The sequence below is a fragment of the Mesorhizobium neociceri genome (genome assembly GCF_013520985.1).
In the GTDB taxonomy this organism is placed as follows: Bacteria; Pseudomonadota; Alphaproteobacteria; order Rhizobiales; family Rhizobiaceae; genus Mesorhizobium; species Mesorhizobium neociceri.
Genome location: NZ_JACDTY010000012.1, coordinates 43,105 through 58,349, shown reverse-complemented (window position 1 = coordinate 58,349; position 15,245 = coordinate 43,105). Strand labels below are relative to the sequence as shown.

Genomic DNA, 15,245 nt, shown 5'->3' with positions numbered 1-15,245 from the left:
CAGCAAGCGAAGAGGAGATCGCACGGATGAAGGTTGCGGTTCTCGGCGGCGGACCAGCTGGCCTCTACTTTGCCATTTCGATGAAGCTGAGAGACGCCGCGCATGAGGTCACGGTGTTCGAGCGCAACCGCGCCGACGATACGTTCGGCTGGGGCGTCGTGCTGTCGGCCGAAACACTCGACAACCTTGCCAAAAACGACCCGGTCAGCGCTGTCTGGATCAAGAAGCATTTCGCCTATTGGGACGACATCGCCGTCATCCATGACGGCGTGCGAACGGTCTCGTCGGGCCACGGTTTCTGTGGCATCGGCCGCAAACGACTTCTGATCCTGCTGCAGCGGCGCGCGCGCGAACTCGGCGTCAAGCTGATGTTCGAGAGCGATATCGCCGACCCTCAGCCCTACATGGCGTCGCATGATCTGGTTGTTGCCGCCGACGGGCTGAACTCAAGGGCGCGCAACACCTTCGTCGATGTCTTCAAGCCCGACATCGACACCCGCAAATGCAAATTCGTCTGGCTCGGCACCAACCAGAAATTCGACGACGCCTTCACCTTCATCTTCGAGAAGACCGAGCATGGCTGGGTGTGGGCTCACGCCTATCAGTTCGACAGCGAGACGGCGACTTTCATCGTCGAGTGCAGCGAACAGACCTGGGCTGCCTTCGGCTTCGGTGCGATGTCGCAGCAGGAATCCATCGCCATGTGCGAGCGCATCTTTGAGAAGCATCTCGGCGGCCACGCGCTGATGACCAATGCCAATCACATCCGCGGTTCGGCCTGGATCAATTTCCCGCGCGTGCTGTGCGAACGCTGGTCCTACAAGAACCTGGCGCTGATGGGCGACGCGGCGGCCTCGGCGCATTTCTCGATCGGCTCCGGCACCAAGCTTGCATTGGAAAGCGCGGTGGCGCTGGCCGAGTATGTCAAAACCGAACCGGACCTCGACGCCGCCTTCCGTAGATATGAGGACGCCCGCCGCACCGAGGTGTTGAAGCTGCAGTCAGCGGCGCGCAATTCGCTGGAGTGGTTCGAGGAGGTCGAGCGCTATCTCGGCCTCGATCCGGTGCAGTTCAACTATTCGCTGCTGACCCGCTCGCAGCGCATCAGCCACGAGAATTTGCGGCTGCGCGATGCCAAATGGCTTGAAAGCGCCGAGGAATGGTTCCAGCGCCAGGCGGGGGCAGGCGGCAACAGGCAGCGCCGGGCGCCGATGTTCGCCCCATTCAAGCTGCGCGACATGCAGCTCAACAACCGCATGGTCGTTTCGCCGATGGCGCAGTACAAGGCCGTCGATGGCTGTCCGACCGACTGGCATTTCGCCCACTATGCCGAGCGTGCCAAGGGCGGCGCCGGGCTTGTCTATATCGAGATGACCTGCGTCAGCCCGGAAGGGCGCATCACCCCCGGCTGTCCCGGCTTCTATGCGCCCGAACATGAGGTCGCGTGGAAGCGGCTTGTCGATTTTGTCCACACCGAGACCGAGGCGAAAATCTGCGCCCAGGTCGGCCATTCCGGCGCCAAGGGCTCGACCCGTATCGGTTGGGAAGGCACAGACGTGCCGCTCGCCTCGGGCAATTGGCTGGTCATGGCGGCCTCGGCGATTGCATGGTCGCCTGAGAATCAGGTGCCGAAGGCCATGGACCGCGCCGACATGGACAAAGTGCGCGACGAGTTCGTGGCCTCCACCGAGATGGCCGATCGCTGCGGCTTCGACATGCTGGAGATCCATGCCGCGCACGGCTACCTGCTGTCGTCCTTCATCACGCCGGTCACCAACCAGCGCACGGATGACTATGGCGGTTCCCTCAAAAATCGCATGCGCTATCCCCTGGAAATCTTCCATGCGGTGCGCGCCGCCTGGCCGGCGCAAAAGCCGATCTCGGTGCGTATTTCGGCCAATGACTGGGTCGGCATCGAGGGTGTGACGCCGGCCGATGCCGTGCAGATCGCGCGGATGCTGCATGACGCCGGCGTCGACATATGCGACGTCTCGGCAGGCCAGACCTCGATTGCCGCCAAGCCTGTCTATGGCCGCATGTTCCAGACGCCGTTCTCTGACCGCATCCGCAACGAGGTCGGCATGGCGACGATGGCGGTCGGCAACATCTACGAGCCTGACCATGTCAATTCGATCCTGATGGCTGGCCGTGCCGACCTGGTGGCACTGGCGCGGCCGCATCTCGCCGATCCCTACTGGACGCTGCATGCGGCCGTGACGCTCGGCGACCGTGGCGTCAAATGGCCGGATCCCTATCTGCCCGGACGCGACCAGATCTACAGGCTGGCCGAGCGCGATGCAGCGGCGGGGCTGAAAGTATGACGACGGCCTCGGCGATCTCTGGCAAACATGCGCTGGTCACCGGCGGCGGTTCCGGCGTCGGTCGGGCCATCGCACTCGTGCTGGCCGAGGCCGGCATCGAGGTGACCATATGCGGACGGCGCGACGCCGAGCTTGCCAAGGTGGCCGGCGAGAACGATCGCATCCACGCCATGTCAGCCGATGTTACCAACGAGGCGGCGATGACATCGCTCTACGCGCAAGCGCAAGCCCTGCGTGGCCCGTTCGACATCGTCGTCGCCAATGCCGGCATGGCCGGCAGCACGCCGGCGCACAAAACCTCGCTTGCCGACTGGCAGCGTACGCTCGATGTCAATTTGACCGGTGCCTTCCTGACGGTGAAGCCGGCGCTGGCCGGCATGGCCGCGCGCAAGGCAGGCCGGATCGTCTTCGTCGCGTCGACCGCGGGACTGAAAGGCTACGCCTATGTCGCGCCCTATGTGGCGGCCAAGCACGGCGTGGTCGGGCTGATGCGGGCGCTGGCGGCCGAGACGGCGAAGTCCGGCATCACCGTCAACGCCGTGTGTCCGGGCTTCGTCGAGACCGACATGCTGGAAGCATCCGTCCAGCGCATTGTCGAAAAGACCGGTCGTTCGGCTGGCGAGGCGCGGGCGAGCCTTGCCTCGACCAACCCGCAAGGCCGCTTCATCCAGCCGCGAGAAGTTGCCGCGGTGGTGCTTTGGCTGTGCGGTGATGCGGCGGCATCGATCACCGGACAAGCAATTTCGATCTCAGGAGGCGAAACATGGTAGCCGGTCCATTGCCCGCGCCGTCGGGACCCGGCAAGGACCGGCTGCGTCTTTGGATCAGGCTGCTGCGCGCCTCGCGCACGATTGAGGCCGAACTGCGCGAGCGCCTGAAGAAAGAATTCGATACGACGCTGCCGCGTTTCGACGTCATGGCCGCCCTCTTCCGTGCGCCGGAAGGCATGCTGATGAGCGATCTGTCGCGCTTCCTGCTGGTGTCCAACGGCAATGTCACCGGCATTGTCGACCGGCTGGTTTCGGAAGGGTTGGTCGCGCGCGCGCGCCGCAATGGCGATCGCCGCACGTCCATGGTGCGACTGACCGATGAGGGTTCCAAATCCTTCGCCACAATGGCCGCGGCGCATGAAGCTTGGATTGGCGAATTGCTAGGGAAGGTCAGCGAGGAGGATGCCCGCCGGCTGACCGGCATGCTGACCTCGTTCCGCAGCAACTGGGAGGGACGCGAATGACTGCGATGGCCGGCCTCAAGCCGAAGCACTTCCTGTGGGAGGTCGAAGGCAGGATCGCCAGGGTGCGGCTCGACCGGCCGGAGCGCAAGAACCCGCTGACCTTCGACAGCTATGCGGAACTGCGCGACACGTTCCGCGATCTCGTCTATGCCGACGACATCGACGCCGTGGTGTTCCTGTCCAATGGCGGCAACTTCTGCTCGGGCGGCGATGTCCACGACATTATCGGCCCGTTGGTCAAGATGGACATGAAGGAGTTGCTCGCCTTCACCCGCATGACAGGCGATTTCGTCAAGGCAATGCTCAACTGCGGCAAGCCGATCATCGCGGCAATCGACGGTGTCGCGGTCGGCGCCGGCGCCATCATCGCCATGAGCGCCGACATCCGCATCGCCACGCCGGAGGCCAAGACCGCCTTCCTGTTCACCCGCGTCGGCCTTGCGGGCTGCGATATGGGCGCTTGCGCGATCCTGCCGCGCATCATCGGCCAGGGCCGTGCCGCCGAATTGCTCTACACCGGGCGCACGATGACGGCAGCGGAAGGCGAGCGCTGGGGCTTCTACAACAGGTTGGTCGATGCCGCGGCGCTCGAGACCGACGCGCTTGAGATGGCGGCGCGCATCGTCTCTGGCCCGACCTTCGCGCACGGCATCACCAAGACGCAGCTCAACCAGGAATGGTCGATGGGCCTCGACCAGGCGATCGAAGCGGAAGCGCAGGCGCAGGCGATCTGCATGCAGACGCGTGACTTCGAGCGCGCCTACAAGGCCTTCGTGGCCAAGGAAAAACCGGTGTTCGAGGGCAATTGATGGCTGACAAGAGTTTCCTCAACTGGCCGTTTTTCGAAGACCGTCATCGCGAATTGGCCGAAGGGCTGGAAGCATGGTGTGCCAAAAACCTTCCCGTCGATCACCATGACGTCGATGCCGCGTGCCGTGAGCTGGTGGCCAAGCTTGGCCGAGACGGCTGGCTGAAGCCGACGGCGCTCGATACCGACAATCCGGGACCGCTCGATGTCCGCAATCTGTGCATTACGCGCGAGACACTGGCGCGCCATGACGGGTTGGCCGACTTCGCCTTCGCCATGCAGGGGCTCGGCACCGGCGCGCTCAGCCTGTTCGGCACGCCCGACCAGCAGCAATGGCTGGCAAAGACAAGGACCGGCAAGACGATCTCGGCCTTCGCGCTGTCGGAGCCACGCTCCGGGTCGGATGTCGCCAACACCGAAATGACGGCGAGCCGCGATGGCGACTTCTATATCCTCAACGGCGAGAAGACCTGGATTTCCAATGGCGGCATCGCCGATCTCTACGTCGTCTTTGCCCGCACCGGCGAGGCGCTAGGCGCCAAGGGGCTTTCCGCCTTTCTCGTACCGGCTGACACCAAGGGGCTTGGCATTGCCGAGCGCCTCGAAGTGATCGCGCCGCATCCGCTGGCGCGGCTTTCCTTCGACCAGGTCCGAGTGCCGGCTTCGGCGTTGATCGGCAAACCGGGCGACGGCTTCCGCATCGCCATGTCGGTGCTTGACGTGTTCCGCTCGACGGTCGGCGCGGCGGCACTCGGCTTTGCCCGCCGGGCGCTCGACGAAAGCATCAGCAGGGTGGCCGAGCGCAAACTGTTTGGCGCGCCGATGGCGGAACTGCAGATGGTGCAAGGCCATGTCGCCGACATGGCGCTGGACGTGGATGCGGCAGCCCTGCTGGTCTATCGCGCCGCCTGGACCAAGGACATGGGCGCCGCGCGTGTCACCCGCGAGGCGGCGATGGCCAAGCTGTTCGCCACCGACAAGGCGCAAGAGGTGATCGACAAGGCTGTGCAGCTGCATGGCGGCGACGGTGTCCGCAAGGGTCATATCGTCGAGAGCCTGTATCGCGAAATTCGCGCGCTGCGCATCTACGAGGGCGCTTCCGACGTGCAGAAGGTAGTGATCGCGCGGCAGGTGATGGGCGCGGCCTGACGGCGAGATATCGACGGGCATTCGATTTGAGACTTGGTTTTTAGGACTACCGGGGAGGCTTGAAATGCACCAGATTCTGCAGCCGGAAGACTGGGCGAAACCGGTTGGCTACGCCAACGGCGTTGCGGCGCGCGGCAGGCTCGTCTTCGTCGGTGGGCAGGTCGGCTGGAACGGGCAGTGCCAGTTCGAGACCGACGATTTCGCCGGCCAGGTGCGGCAGACGCTGCAAAACATCGTCGCCGTGCTGGCAGAGGCAGGCGCGGAGCCACGCCACATCACCGCGATGACCTGGTATTTCACCGACAAGGCCGAATATCTCGGCAACCTCAAGGGTATCGGCGAAGCCTATCGCGAGGTGATCGGCCGGCATTTCCCGGCAATGGCCGCCATGCAGGTGGTAGCGCTGGTGGAAGATCGCGCCAAGATCGAGATTCAGGCAACGGCTGTTATTCCGGAATAACGAATTCGTTATTCCCGGATTAATCAGCTGCGCAGCCCCGCCTGCTTCAGCAACGGCAACACATGGTCGCAGAAATAGGGCAGCTCCTGCGTGTAGTTGACGAAGGACAGGGCGATGCCTTGATAGCCATGCCCGGCAATGGTGGCCATTTCGGCGGCAATCGTCTCCGGCGTTCCAACCAGCGGGTAGGTACCGGCGCCGCCGGCGAAACGCTGCCGGTAGCGGTCATAGGCATGCGGGTCATGCGACTGCGAGAACTCCTTCTTGCCTGCCATATGGGCATCGACCGCGTCGTGGTCGGCCAGATCGACGGCATAGCGCGTGTAATAGGCCTGCGCCTCCTCCATGGTCGGACGGCAGACGACATGCGCCACCGTGTAGACGCCAACATCGCGGCCGACCTTGTCGGCCCGCTCGCTGATGTCTGCGACATGCTTGCCGGCATCGCTCATCTCGGAAAAGGTAGTGAACAGGTAGTCGCATCGGGCGGCGGCGAAATCCCGGCCCGGGCCGCCGAATGCGGCGTTCATCGTCACCGGGCGCGGAACCTGCAGGCCGGCCGGCCGGCTGACCGCTTCCTTCAGGCGATAATAGATGCCTTCGTAATCGAGCGGCTCGCTCGATGCGTAAAGCTGCTCCAGAACTTCGATCCATTCCGCAGCCTGCTCATAGCCTTTTTCGACCAGCGGCGTGCCGAACATGCCGAATTCCTTCGGGTTCCAGCCGCAGACGATGTTTAAGCCGGCGCGGCCCTGGCTGATATGGTCGACAGTTGCTAGGGCCTTGGCAGCATAGAGCGGATGCACCAGCGGCACATGCACGGTCATGAACAGGCCGATCTGCTCGGTGGCCACCGCCAGAGCTGCTGCCCAGGTGAAGGTCTCGAACGACCATTCGCGCACCTTGTTGCGGCCGCCAAAGCCGCGCCAGCGCGCGATCGGCAGGATAAATTCCAGCCCGGCCCGGTCGGCGATCTGCGCTGCCGTCAAATTGTCCTGCCAGCTTGCCGTCCAGCGTTCCGGCACGTCGGTGATGGCCAGACCGCCATCGGCATTGGTCGAGAAGACGCCGAGCTTCAGTTTGTTCGGGCCGTGCAAGGGATGCGTTTTGATCATCGTGGGAACTCGCGGCGGGAGACCCACACGGTAGGTCCGCGCAAAAATATTTCAAGCCTGAAATAGCTTCGCCTCGCCGTCGTTTGCGGATATGGATTTGCCAGAGCATGGAAAGGGGTTGGAGATGAGCGAGTTCCGTCAGAAGTGCATCGGCAAGACCAACCTCGTCGGCTCTTTCGCTGCCATTCCGCATCCCGTCGCGGTCGAGGTGATGGCGCTCGCGGGCCTCGACTTCCTCTGCATCGACTGGGAACATGCCCAGATTTCGCGCGACACGATCGAGACCATGGTGCGCGCGGCCGACGTCCACCGCGTGCCGGCGATTGTGCGTGTTCCAGGCCATGCGCCGGAAGCCATCCAGGCCGCGCTCGACAGCGGCGCGCAAGGCGTGCTCGTGCCGCGCGTGTCGACTGCCGCCCAGGCTGCAATGGCGGTGAGGGCCTCGCGCTATCCGCCGCTGGGTGAGCGCGGCGTCGGCCCCGGACGGGCTGCAGGCTATGGCTACCGCATTCCCGAATATCTGGCCGCCGCCAATGACAGGATCGTCGTCGCGGTCCAGGTCGAGACATCGGAGGGGCTGGCCAACATCGAGGCGATCGCGGCCATAGATGGCGTCGATGTGATCTTCGTCGGCCCCGGCGATCTCTCCGTGTCGATCGATGCGGTCGGACCGAAAGGCGTGGACAAGCTCAATGAGGCGATCACAAGGATCATCCGCGCGACTGTCGCGCACGGCAGGACATCGGGCATATTTTGCGCCAGCTCACAGACGATAAGCCAGTGGGCCGCGATCGGCGCGAGCTTCTTCATGCTGGCCAGCGACACGATGTTTCTTGGCGCCGGCACAGCGGCCAACTGCACCGCCGCGCGCGCCGAGCTGGGGCGAGGCGGGCGGGACTAGGCAAAAACTTTTTAAGCTTAAAACTTTTTCCTTGAAAAGCGCCGCGCTTTGGATAGCATCCAAGTCGGTAGCGACTGCGGTGCCGGAGGGGCTTGCCGGGCAGTCGTAGTGCTCCGGGTGGGAGGGGTTTCAGTCCTTGTCGTTCATACTGCCCCAGTCATCGTCCAGCGCGCGCTATGCGTTCGACGGCGTGCGCGCCCAGATCCGTGACCTGCACACCGAAAACATCGCCAACCTTGCCGTGCGTGCCCGTGAACTGGGCGACGTGATCGCGCTCTGGTATGGTGAAGGCGACATGGTGACGCCCGCCTTCATCCGCGACGCGGCGAAGGCTGCCTTCGATGAAGGCCAGACGTTCTACGTTCCCAACATGCGCGGGCACGGCCTGCTGAACGAGGCGCTGTCGGAATACCAGACGCGCATTCACGGCCGGTCGATCCCGATTGCGCGCACCACCGTCACGCCGGGCGGCATGCAGGCGCTGTACCTGGCGCTGGAGCTGCTGGTCGATACCGGCAGCAACGTCGTCTATGTCGCGCCGCAATGGCCCAACATTCATAACGCCATCCATTTGATCGGCGGCGAGCCACGGCCGTTTTCGCTCGACTTCAAGGGCGACTGGAAGCTCGATCTCGACCGGCTGTTTGCCACTTGCGACGCGCGTACCCGCGCGATTTTCCTGTCGACGCCGTCCAACCCGACCGGCTGGACCGCGTCGCGCGAGGAGATGCAGGCGCTGCTCGATTTCAGCCGGCGCACCGGCATCTGGATCATTTCCGACGAGGTCTATGGCCGGCTCTATTTCGACGGCGACGTTGCCCCTTCCATCCTGCAGATCGCCGAGGATGGCGACCGGGTGTTGTCGGTCAACAGCTTCTCGAAAGCGTGGGCGATGACCGGCTGGCGCATCGGCTGGCTGACGCATCCGTCGGGGGTGGCCGACCAGCTTGGCGCCATGACGCAGTATATCAACAGCGGCACCGCCGCGCCGATCCAGGCCGGCGCTGTCGCCGCCATCCGCCAGGGCGAGCCGCTGGTCGAGGAGATCAGGCAGCGGATCAAAACCGGCCTCGACCTTGCCTATGACAGGCTGGCCCAGATTCCCGGCATCATCCTGCCGACGAAACCGCGCGGCGGCATGTATGCCTTCTTTGCCATGGACGGCGAAAGCGACGCCCGGCAGGCCTGCGCCAGGATATTGGAGACGGCGCGCGTCGGACTGGCGCCCGGCCACCTCTTTGGAAATTCGGCAGCGGCCTTCCTGCGGATGTGCGTGTGCCGTGAACGCGACCAGATAGCGACCGCGCTCGAGCGCATGGTCGCCGCCATGAATTGACGCCCCGCTGGGAGGTGGGACGGCAACAAACCGTGCGGGAGCAAACCCGCCCGATCAACAACCAGAGGGAACAAAAATGAGCTTCACTCGTCGCAACCTGCTTCTTCTCGCCGCCACGATCGGCATCGCTGCCGGCCCGGCCACCGCCTTTGCCGCCGACGTGCTCAATGTCGGCGCCTATCCGACCAATCCACCCTTCGAATACAAGAACGAGAGCGGCACCTTCGAAGGCTTTGAGGTCGACATCGTCAACGAGGCGGCCAAGCGCATCGGCATGACCACCGACATCGCCGACCTCGGCTTCCAGGCGCTGTTTGCCGCCACCACCTCGAAGCGCATCGACGTTGCCATATCCTCGATCACCATCACGGCCGAACGACTGAAGTCGCAGTCCTTCACGCAGCCCTATTACGATTCCGATATGGGCATCGCCACAAAGACAGACAGCGCGATCAACACCGAGGCCGATCTCAAGGGCAAGATCGTCGGCGTGCTGTCGGGCTCGACCGGCGAAAACTGGGTCAAAGAGCACCAGGCGGCCGACGGCTTCAGCGATGTGAAGGGCTATGACACGCAGCAGAACCTGCTGCTCGACCTCAGCGCCGGCCGCGTCGACGCCGCCGTCAGCGACATTCCGGGCATGGAGTATTCCTTCACCAAGATGAAGGACCTCACCGTGAAGGAGCGCATCAAGACCGGCGAACAGTACGGCCTGATGATGACCAAGGACCACCCGCTGCTCGGCAAGCTGAACGACGCGCTGACCGCGATGAAGAAGGACGGCACGATCGCCGCGATCCACAAGAAGTGGTTCGGCAGCGACGCGCCAGCCGATTCCTCGACCGTGAAGGAAATGCCGCTGCCCAAGGCCTGAGCGGCAATGCACTTAAATCGTGCCGGCTTTCCAGGCCGGCACGATTCATTTCACGCTCCAGCGCCTGCTGCCGCACGGACAGCCTCATCGTAGGCAAGGTCGATTGGTTTTAACTTGAGCATCCTTTGCTCTGGGGTTCGGGAACGCTCCCATGTCGCTGATCGACACCTTCTTCAATCCTGACGTGATCATGTCCAGCCTGCCGGCGCTGCTGCGCGGCTTCCTGAACACGCTGCTGCTCGGCATTTTGAGCATCGGCATCGGCATCCCCATCGGCCTGGTCATCAGCCTGTTGCGGCTCTATGCGCCGAAGCCGGTACGCTGGCTCGCCGTCGGCTACACCGACATCTTCCGCGCGCTGCCGGTGCTGGTCGTGCTGATCCTGATCTACTACGCGCTGCCCTTCCTCGGCATACGTCTGTCCTCCTGGGCCTCCGCCGTGACGGCGTTTGCCTTCATCATGTCGGCCTACTCGGCCGAAGTGTTCCGTTCCGGCATAGAGAGCATTCCGAAAGGCCAATTCGAGGCGTCGCAGGCGCTTGGCCTGCCGTTCCTCTTAACCTTGCGCAAGGTAGTGCTGCCGCAGGCGATCCGTGTGGTCATCCCGCCGATGACCAGCAATTGCGTCTCGATGTTCAAGGACACGTCGCTCGCCTCAACCGTGGCGCTGCCCGAACTCTTGAAGGAAGCGACCAACGCGCAGTCGCTCTACGCCAATCCCTCGCCGCTGATCGGCGCCGCCCTTGTCTATCTCATCTTCCTCTGGCCGATGGTCCGCCTCGTCAGCCTGCTCGAAGACCGCTTCAAAACCGAGAAGACGCGCTGACCTCGCCAACCGATCTCCACCCGCCAAATTCTTCGCAGGAGCGTACCCGTGAACAAGCACCAAACCGACAATGCGAACGCCGCCGCGTTCCCCGTCGACACCATCCGCGCCATGTTTCCCGCCTTGCAGCAGGCCGGCGATTTCATCTTCATGGACAACGCCGCCGGCGCGCAGATTCCGCAGAGCGTGCTCGACGCGGTGACCAACCATCTGGTCTCGCACAATGTGCAGCGCGGTGGCCGCTATGGACGCTCCGTCACAGTCGACCAATCGGTTGCGGATGCCCGGACGAGCGTGGCGCTGCTGATCAACGCCTACAGTCCGTCGGAAATCTGCTTCGGCATGAACGCCACTTCGTTCATCCGTCTGGTCAGTCTCGGCATCGGCCAGATGCTTGCCAAGGACACAGATGGGGCACGCGACGAGATCGTCATCACCGACATGGACCATGACGCCAACATCGCCACCTGGCTGGCGCTGGAGTCCGCCGGAGCCAAGTTCAAGTGGTGGCGCATGCGTGAGGACGGCAATCTGCATGTCGACGATCTCAAGCCGCTGGTTTCGGAGCGCACCCGCCTCGTCGCCTGCACGGTGACCGCGCACTCGATCGGTTCGATCGTCGATGTCGCCTCGGTGGCCAAGATCGCCCACGCTGGCGGCGCCGAAGTGTTCCTCGATTGCGTGCATTACGGACCGCACGGGCTGATCGACGTGCAGGCTTGGGACTGCGATTATCTCGTCTGCTCCGGCTACAAGAATTTCTCGCCGCATATGGGCTTTCTGTGGGGCCGCTTCGAAACGCTGAAGCGGCTGCCGACCTTCCGCGAGGATTTCATCCCCGACGAGCCGCCTTACAAGGTCGAGGCCGGCACCTTCATTTACGAGAACGTCTCGGGCATGGATGCCGCCGTGCAGTACCTGGAACTGATCGGCCGCAATCTGGCGCCCTCCAACAATCGTTCGCGGCGAGACAATATCGTTGCCGGCATGGGTGCCATCCGCGACTACGAAATGCTCTTGGCGCGCGAGATGCTCGCCGTGCTCAAGGGCTGCAATGCTACGATCTACGGCGTCGCCCAGGAAGCCCGCATCAACGAGCGCGTACCGACCTTCTGCTTCAACATCGGCAAGCTGTCGCCGCAGCGGATCGTCGAGGAAATGGCCGACATGCAGATCGGCATCCGCGACGGCCACATGTACGCCCCGCGCCTGATGAAGCGGCTCAACCTGTCGATGGACAGCGGCGCCATCCGCGCCTCGCTGGTCCATTACAACACGGTCGGGGAGGTCAGGCGTTTCGGCGAGGCGCTGCGCGCCATCATTACCAAGCTGTCGTAGCTGGATCTTCAGATGTCTCCGGCGTGGAACATCGGCCCGCCCTTGTGGGCCGGGAAGCCGTAGCCATTGATCATCACCAGATCGATATCGGAGGCACGCGCCGCGATGCCTTCGGCGAGCAACGCCTTGCCCTCGTTGGCCATTGCCGCCAGCAGCCGCGCGACGATCTCGTCGGCCGAAAAGCGGCGAGGCACGATGCCCTTGGCCGCCCGCACGGCCTCGATCAGCGCCGTTACCTGCGGGTCGCTCCTGCGCTCCCCGTCCGAATAATCGTACCAGCCGCGCCCGGTCTTGCGGCCGAAGCGGCCGGCCTCGCACAGCCGGTCGGCGATCTCAACATAACGCGCTTCCGGATCACGCGTGGCCGACTGCCGCTTGCGCCGCGCCCAGGCTATCTCCAGTCCGGCCATATCGTTGACGGCGAAGATCCCCATCGGGAAGCCCCAGGCCTCCAGCGCGGCATCCACCTCATCGGGTGCTGCGCCATCCTCCACCATGAATTCCGCTTCGCGGCGGTAGGCCGAATAGATGCGGTTGCCGATGAAACCCTCGGTAACGCCGCACACGACAGGCAGCTTGCCGAGCTTTCGGACGAAGGCGATCGCCGAGGCGAGCACGTCGGGCGCCGTCGCCGCGCAATCCACCACTTCGGTGAGCCGCATGATGTTGGCCGGGGAGAAAAAATGCAGGCCGACGATCCGCTCGGGCCGGGCGGTTGCCGAGGCGATCTCGTTGGGGTTCAGGTAGCTGGTGTTGGTCGCAAGTATGGCGTCCGGGCGAACGACACGATCAAGCTTCCTGAAGAGTTCGGTTTTTACTGTGAGGTCGTCGAACACCGCCTCGATGACCAGATCGGCCTGCGCCAGCCTGCCGGCGTCACTGGCCGCTTCAAACCGGCTCAGCGCCTCGCTGCGCGCATGATCGGTGAGACGGCCTGATTGGACCGACTTGTCGAGAAGGCCGGCGATACGGTCGTGTCCTCTTGCCGCCGCCTCGTCGGTCTGCTCGATGCCGATCACGCGATAGCCCGCATTCAAGGCCGAGACCGCGATGCCTGCACCCATCAGGCCGGTTCCGACGATACCAACACTCTCGACCTTGCGAGGCGTGACACCCTCCAGCCTGTCGACTTTGCTGGCTTGCCTCTCGGCAAAGAAGACGTGGCGCAACGCTGCCGCCTCGTGGGAATCCCGGAGCCGCAGGAAGGTAGCGCGTTCGTCCGCGAGGCCGTCCTCCAGTCTGGCCATGGACGCAGCCCTGACCAGTCTCACAGCTTCTGCAGGCGCGATCTGTCCACGGCTGCGAGAAAGCACCTTCTTTGCGGCTGCCGCGTCGGCCTCAGCTTGCGAGTGCGGGACGGAAAGCGCGCCCGTGCGCCGCAACGGTTGGTCAACGAGATGACGGGCGGCGTCGAGCGCGCCTTCGGCAAGATCGTCTGCAATGGCATCGATCAGACCGAGAGTGAGGGCTTCGTCGGATGTCACGACGCGACCCGTGCCGATCAGGTCAATTGCGGCGACCGTGCCGATGAGGCGGGGCAGGCGTTGGGTTCCGCCGGCCCCGGGCACGATTCCGAGCTTGACCTCGGGCAGGCCGAAGCTGGCCGCCTTGCTCGCTATGCGGCAGTGGCAGGCCAGCGCAATCTCGCAGCCGCCGCCGAGCGCCGCACCGCCGACTGCCGCAACGACTGGTTTCGCGAAGCTTTCGATTGCTTTGATCACGTCAGGCAGTGTGGGCTCGATAGCGGGCTTGCCGAATTCCTTGATATCGGCGCCGCCGATGAAAGTGCGCCCAATGGCGGTCAGCACCACGGCAGACACTTCATCCGACGCCGCACGCCCGAGCGCAGCCATCAGCCCGGCCCTGACATGGAAGGAGAGCGCGCTGACGGGTGGATTCTCGATCGTGACGATGAGAACGCCATCGACGATCGTGCCTGTGACACTTTCGGAAAATCGTGCTGTGTTCATGGAGTTTTATTCCGGAACGACGGCAAATCTTCCTCCTCCTGCTCTCCCGCCAAATGCCGTGGTGTCTCGGCTCTGACGAATGAAGCGCCATGGATTCTTCATAAAAACTTCAAGCTTAAAATAATCAGAATTCAAAGAACTTCAAGCCTATACCAAGTCGACTGCAAAGGCGTCGCGACCACCTCGTTCGAGCAAAGACCGTCGCCAGTGTCACCTGCCGGGCATTCTGAAGCTTGATCGCCGAGCGACTGCTTACCGTGAGGACCTGCTCTCCGCTTCCATTTCGGCAACATCCTGAAACCGGTCGGCGATGCGGGCGTGCACCCGTCCGCCATTGGCGGCGCCGATGGCAACCAGCACTTCATCGGGGCCCGGCGCATCGGCGATCTGGAAGTTCGCGGTGATGAAATGCGAGCGCCGGCCGTTCTCGCTCTTGTGCATCATCGGCAGCGACATCAGCGCACCGCCCGCGTTTCTGGTGTTGCAGAATTCGAGATAGGTGGTGCCGCCAACCGCGTCGCGAAACAGATTGCCGAAGCGCAGCGTGTGGATCAGGGCCGAGGCGTGTTCGATCTCGCCATTGAGGCCGACCGCGGCAGCCTTGCCGTAGGATTCGATCTCGGCCGGCGGCATCAGGGCGATCAGCCGTCGGGTCAGTTCGGCGCCGAGCTTGGGCGCGACGTCGATGATCTCGGAGCGAAGGTTCTCGACGAAGCCGCGGCCCGCCCACGGGTTCTTCAACACGGCTGCGACGACGATCGATGTGACCGGCTTGCCGGCCGCCTTGCCGCCTTCGATCAGAACCTCGTCGATGAAGGTGCAGATTTTCCTGATTTCCATTCGCTCCAGCGGCCTTTCCTCAAGCAGAATTCAGGGCAGGCTAGGGGAGTGGCCGGCCAGGCGTCTTCCTCTG

General features: G+C 63.6%; 14 protein-coding genes. 11 read left to right on the top strand and 3 right to left on the bottom strand.

All coding sequences use genetic code 11. The features are described 5' to 3' along the window. Positions 1–26: 26 nt before the first annotated feature. From H0241_RS22530 to H0241_RS22505, 6 genes are all read left to right on the top strand, one after another. Positions 27–2,321, top strand: a complete 2,295-nt coding sequence (locus H0241_RS22530) for a bifunctional salicylyl-CoA 5-hydroxylase/oxidoreductase (RefSeq protein WP_181060047.1) — start codon at positions 27–29, stop codon at positions 2,319–2,321. Further along, complete coding sequence (locus H0241_RS22525) at positions 2,318–3,091, top strand: SDR family NAD(P)-dependent oxidoreductase (protein WP_181060046.1); 774 nt, start codon at positions 2,318–2,320, stop codon at positions 3,089–3,091. The genes H0241_RS22530 and H0241_RS22525 overlap by 4 nt, the downstream gene beginning before the upstream one ends. Beyond that, positions 3,085–3,555, top strand: a complete 471-nt coding sequence (locus tag H0241_RS22520) for a MarR family winged helix-turn-helix transcriptional regulator (protein WP_181060045.1) — start codon at positions 3,085–3,087, stop codon at positions 3,553–3,555. The genes H0241_RS22525 and H0241_RS22520 overlap by 7 nt, the downstream gene beginning before the upstream one ends. Next, on the top strand, positions 3,552–4,364 hold the full coding sequence (locus H0241_RS22515) for an enoyl-CoA hydratase family protein (protein WP_181060044.1): 813 nt from the start codon (positions 3,552–3,554) through the stop codon (positions 4,362–4,364). The genes H0241_RS22520 and H0241_RS22515 overlap by 4 nt, the downstream gene beginning before the upstream one ends. Further along, positions 4,364–5,512, top strand: a complete 1,149-nt coding sequence (locus H0241_RS22510; protein WP_181060043.1) for an acyl-CoA dehydrogenase family protein — start codon at positions 4,364–4,366, stop codon at positions 5,510–5,512. The genes H0241_RS22515 and H0241_RS22510 overlap by 1 nt, the downstream gene beginning before the upstream one ends. A gap of 64 nt (positions 5,513–5,576) precedes the next feature. Beyond that, positions 5,577–5,972 carry a RidA family protein gene (locus H0241_RS22505; protein ID WP_181060042.1) on the top strand — a complete coding sequence of 132 codons (396 nt, stop codon included), beginning with the start codon at positions 5,577–5,579 and terminating at the stop codon, positions 5,970–5,972. Between the two features lie 23 nt (positions 5,973–5,995). Here the strand turns inward: H0241_RS22505 and H0241_RS22500 are convergent, their stop codons facing one another. Next, positions 5,996–7,087: an LLM class flavin-dependent oxidoreductase gene (locus tag H0241_RS22500; RefSeq protein ID WP_181060041.1), complete on the bottom strand. Its 1,092-nt coding sequence runs from the start codon at positions 7,085–7,087 to the stop codon at positions 5,996–5,998. A 124-nt stretch (positions 7,088–7,211) separates the two neighbouring features. Here H0241_RS22500 and H0241_RS22495 point away from each other — a divergent pair, with 124 nt between their 5' ends. The 5 genes from H0241_RS22495 (at position 7,212) to H0241_RS22475 (ending at position 12,362) form a co-directional block, all read left to right on the top strand. Further along, positions 7,212–7,988: an HpcH/HpaI aldolase family protein gene (locus H0241_RS22495; protein WP_181060040.1), complete on the top strand. Its 777-nt coding sequence runs from the start codon at positions 7,212–7,214 to the stop codon at positions 7,986–7,988. A 136-nt stretch (positions 7,989–8,124) separates the two neighbouring features. Next, positions 8,125–9,324, top strand: a complete 1,200-nt coding sequence (locus tag H0241_RS22490) for a pyridoxal phosphate-dependent aminotransferase (RefSeq protein WP_181060039.1) — start codon at positions 8,125–8,127, stop codon at positions 9,322–9,324. Positions 9,325–9,400: 76 nt separating this feature from the next. After that, positions 9,401–10,198: an ABC transporter substrate-binding protein gene (locus tag H0241_RS22485; RefSeq protein ID WP_181060038.1), complete on the top strand. Its 798-nt coding sequence runs from the start codon at positions 9,401–9,403 to the stop codon at positions 10,196–10,198. 151 nt (positions 10,199–10,349) lie between these two features. After that, a complete protein-coding gene (locus H0241_RS22480) occupies positions 10,350–11,024 on the top strand; it encodes an amino acid ABC transporter permease (RefSeq protein ID WP_115144620.1) in 675 nt (224 codons plus the stop codon). 48 nt (positions 11,025–11,072) lie between these two features. Beyond that, positions 11,073–12,362: a cysteine desulfurase-like protein gene (locus tag H0241_RS22475; protein WP_181060037.1), complete on the top strand. Its 1,290-nt coding sequence runs from the start codon at positions 11,073–11,075 to the stop codon at positions 12,360–12,362. A gap of 8 nt (positions 12,363–12,370) precedes the next feature. On the opposite strand, the gene H0241_RS22470 is transcribed toward H0241_RS22475, so the two are convergent. Both H0241_RS22470 and H0241_RS22465 read right to left on the bottom strand, forming a co-directional pair. Next, a complete protein-coding gene (locus tag H0241_RS22470) occupies positions 12,371–14,332 on the bottom strand; it encodes a 3-hydroxyacyl-CoA dehydrogenase NAD-binding domain-containing protein (protein ID WP_181060036.1) in 1,962 nt (653 codons plus the stop codon). 252 nt (positions 14,333–14,584) lie between these two features. Next, positions 14,585–15,172 carry an amino acid synthesis family protein gene (locus tag H0241_RS22465; protein ID WP_181060035.1) on the bottom strand — a complete coding sequence of 196 codons (588 nt, stop codon included), beginning with the start codon at positions 15,170–15,172 and terminating at the stop codon, positions 14,585–14,587. Between the last annotated feature and the right edge of the window lie 73 nt (positions 15,173–15,245).

What these genes read in the sequence shown, in the direction of transcription:
- H0241_RS22530 (WP_181060047.1), top strand. Translation starts at nt 27, where the DNA reads ATGAAGGTTGCGGTTCTCGGCGGCGGACCAGCTGGCCTCTACTTTGCC.
- H0241_RS22525 (WP_181060046.1), top strand. Translation starts at nt 2,318, where the DNA reads ATGACGACGGCCTCGGCGATCTCTGGCAAACATGCGCTGGTCACCGGC.
- H0241_RS22520 (WP_181060045.1), top strand. Translation starts at nt 3,085, where the DNA reads ATGGTAGCCGGTCCATTGCCCGCGCCGTCGGGACCCGGCAAGGACCGG.
- H0241_RS22515 (WP_181060044.1), top strand. Translation starts at nt 3,552, where the DNA reads ATGACTGCGATGGCCGGCCTCAAGCCGAAGCACTTCCTGTGGGAGGTC.
- H0241_RS22510 (WP_181060043.1), top strand. Translation starts at nt 4,364, where the DNA reads ATGGCTGACAAGAGTTTCCTCAACTGGCCGTTTTTCGAAGACCGTCAT.
- H0241_RS22505 (WP_181060042.1), top strand. Translation starts at nt 5,577, where the DNA reads ATGCACCAGATTCTGCAGCCGGAAGACTGGGCGAAACCGGTTGGCTAC.
- H0241_RS22500 (WP_181060041.1), bottom strand. Translation starts at nt 7,087, where the DNA reads ATGATCAAAACGCATCCCTTGCACGGCCCGAACAAACTGAAGCTCGGC.
- H0241_RS22495 (WP_181060040.1), top strand. Translation starts at nt 7,212, where the DNA reads ATGAGCGAGTTCCGTCAGAAGTGCATCGGCAAGACCAACCTCGTCGGC.
- H0241_RS22485 (WP_181060038.1), top strand. Translation starts at nt 9,401, where the DNA reads ATGAGCTTCACTCGTCGCAACCTGCTTCTTCTCGCCGCCACGATCGGC.
- H0241_RS22480 (WP_115144620.1), top strand. Translation starts at nt 10,350, where the DNA reads ATGTCGCTGATCGACACCTTCTTCAATCCTGACGTGATCATGTCCAGC.
- H0241_RS22470 (WP_181060036.1), bottom strand. Translation starts at nt 14,332, where the DNA reads ATGAACACAGCACGATTTTCCGAAAGTGTCACAGGCACGATCGTCGAT.
- H0241_RS22465 (WP_181060035.1), bottom strand. Translation starts at nt 15,172, where the DNA reads ATGGAAATCAGGAAAATCTGCACCTTCATCGACGAGGTTCTGATCGAA.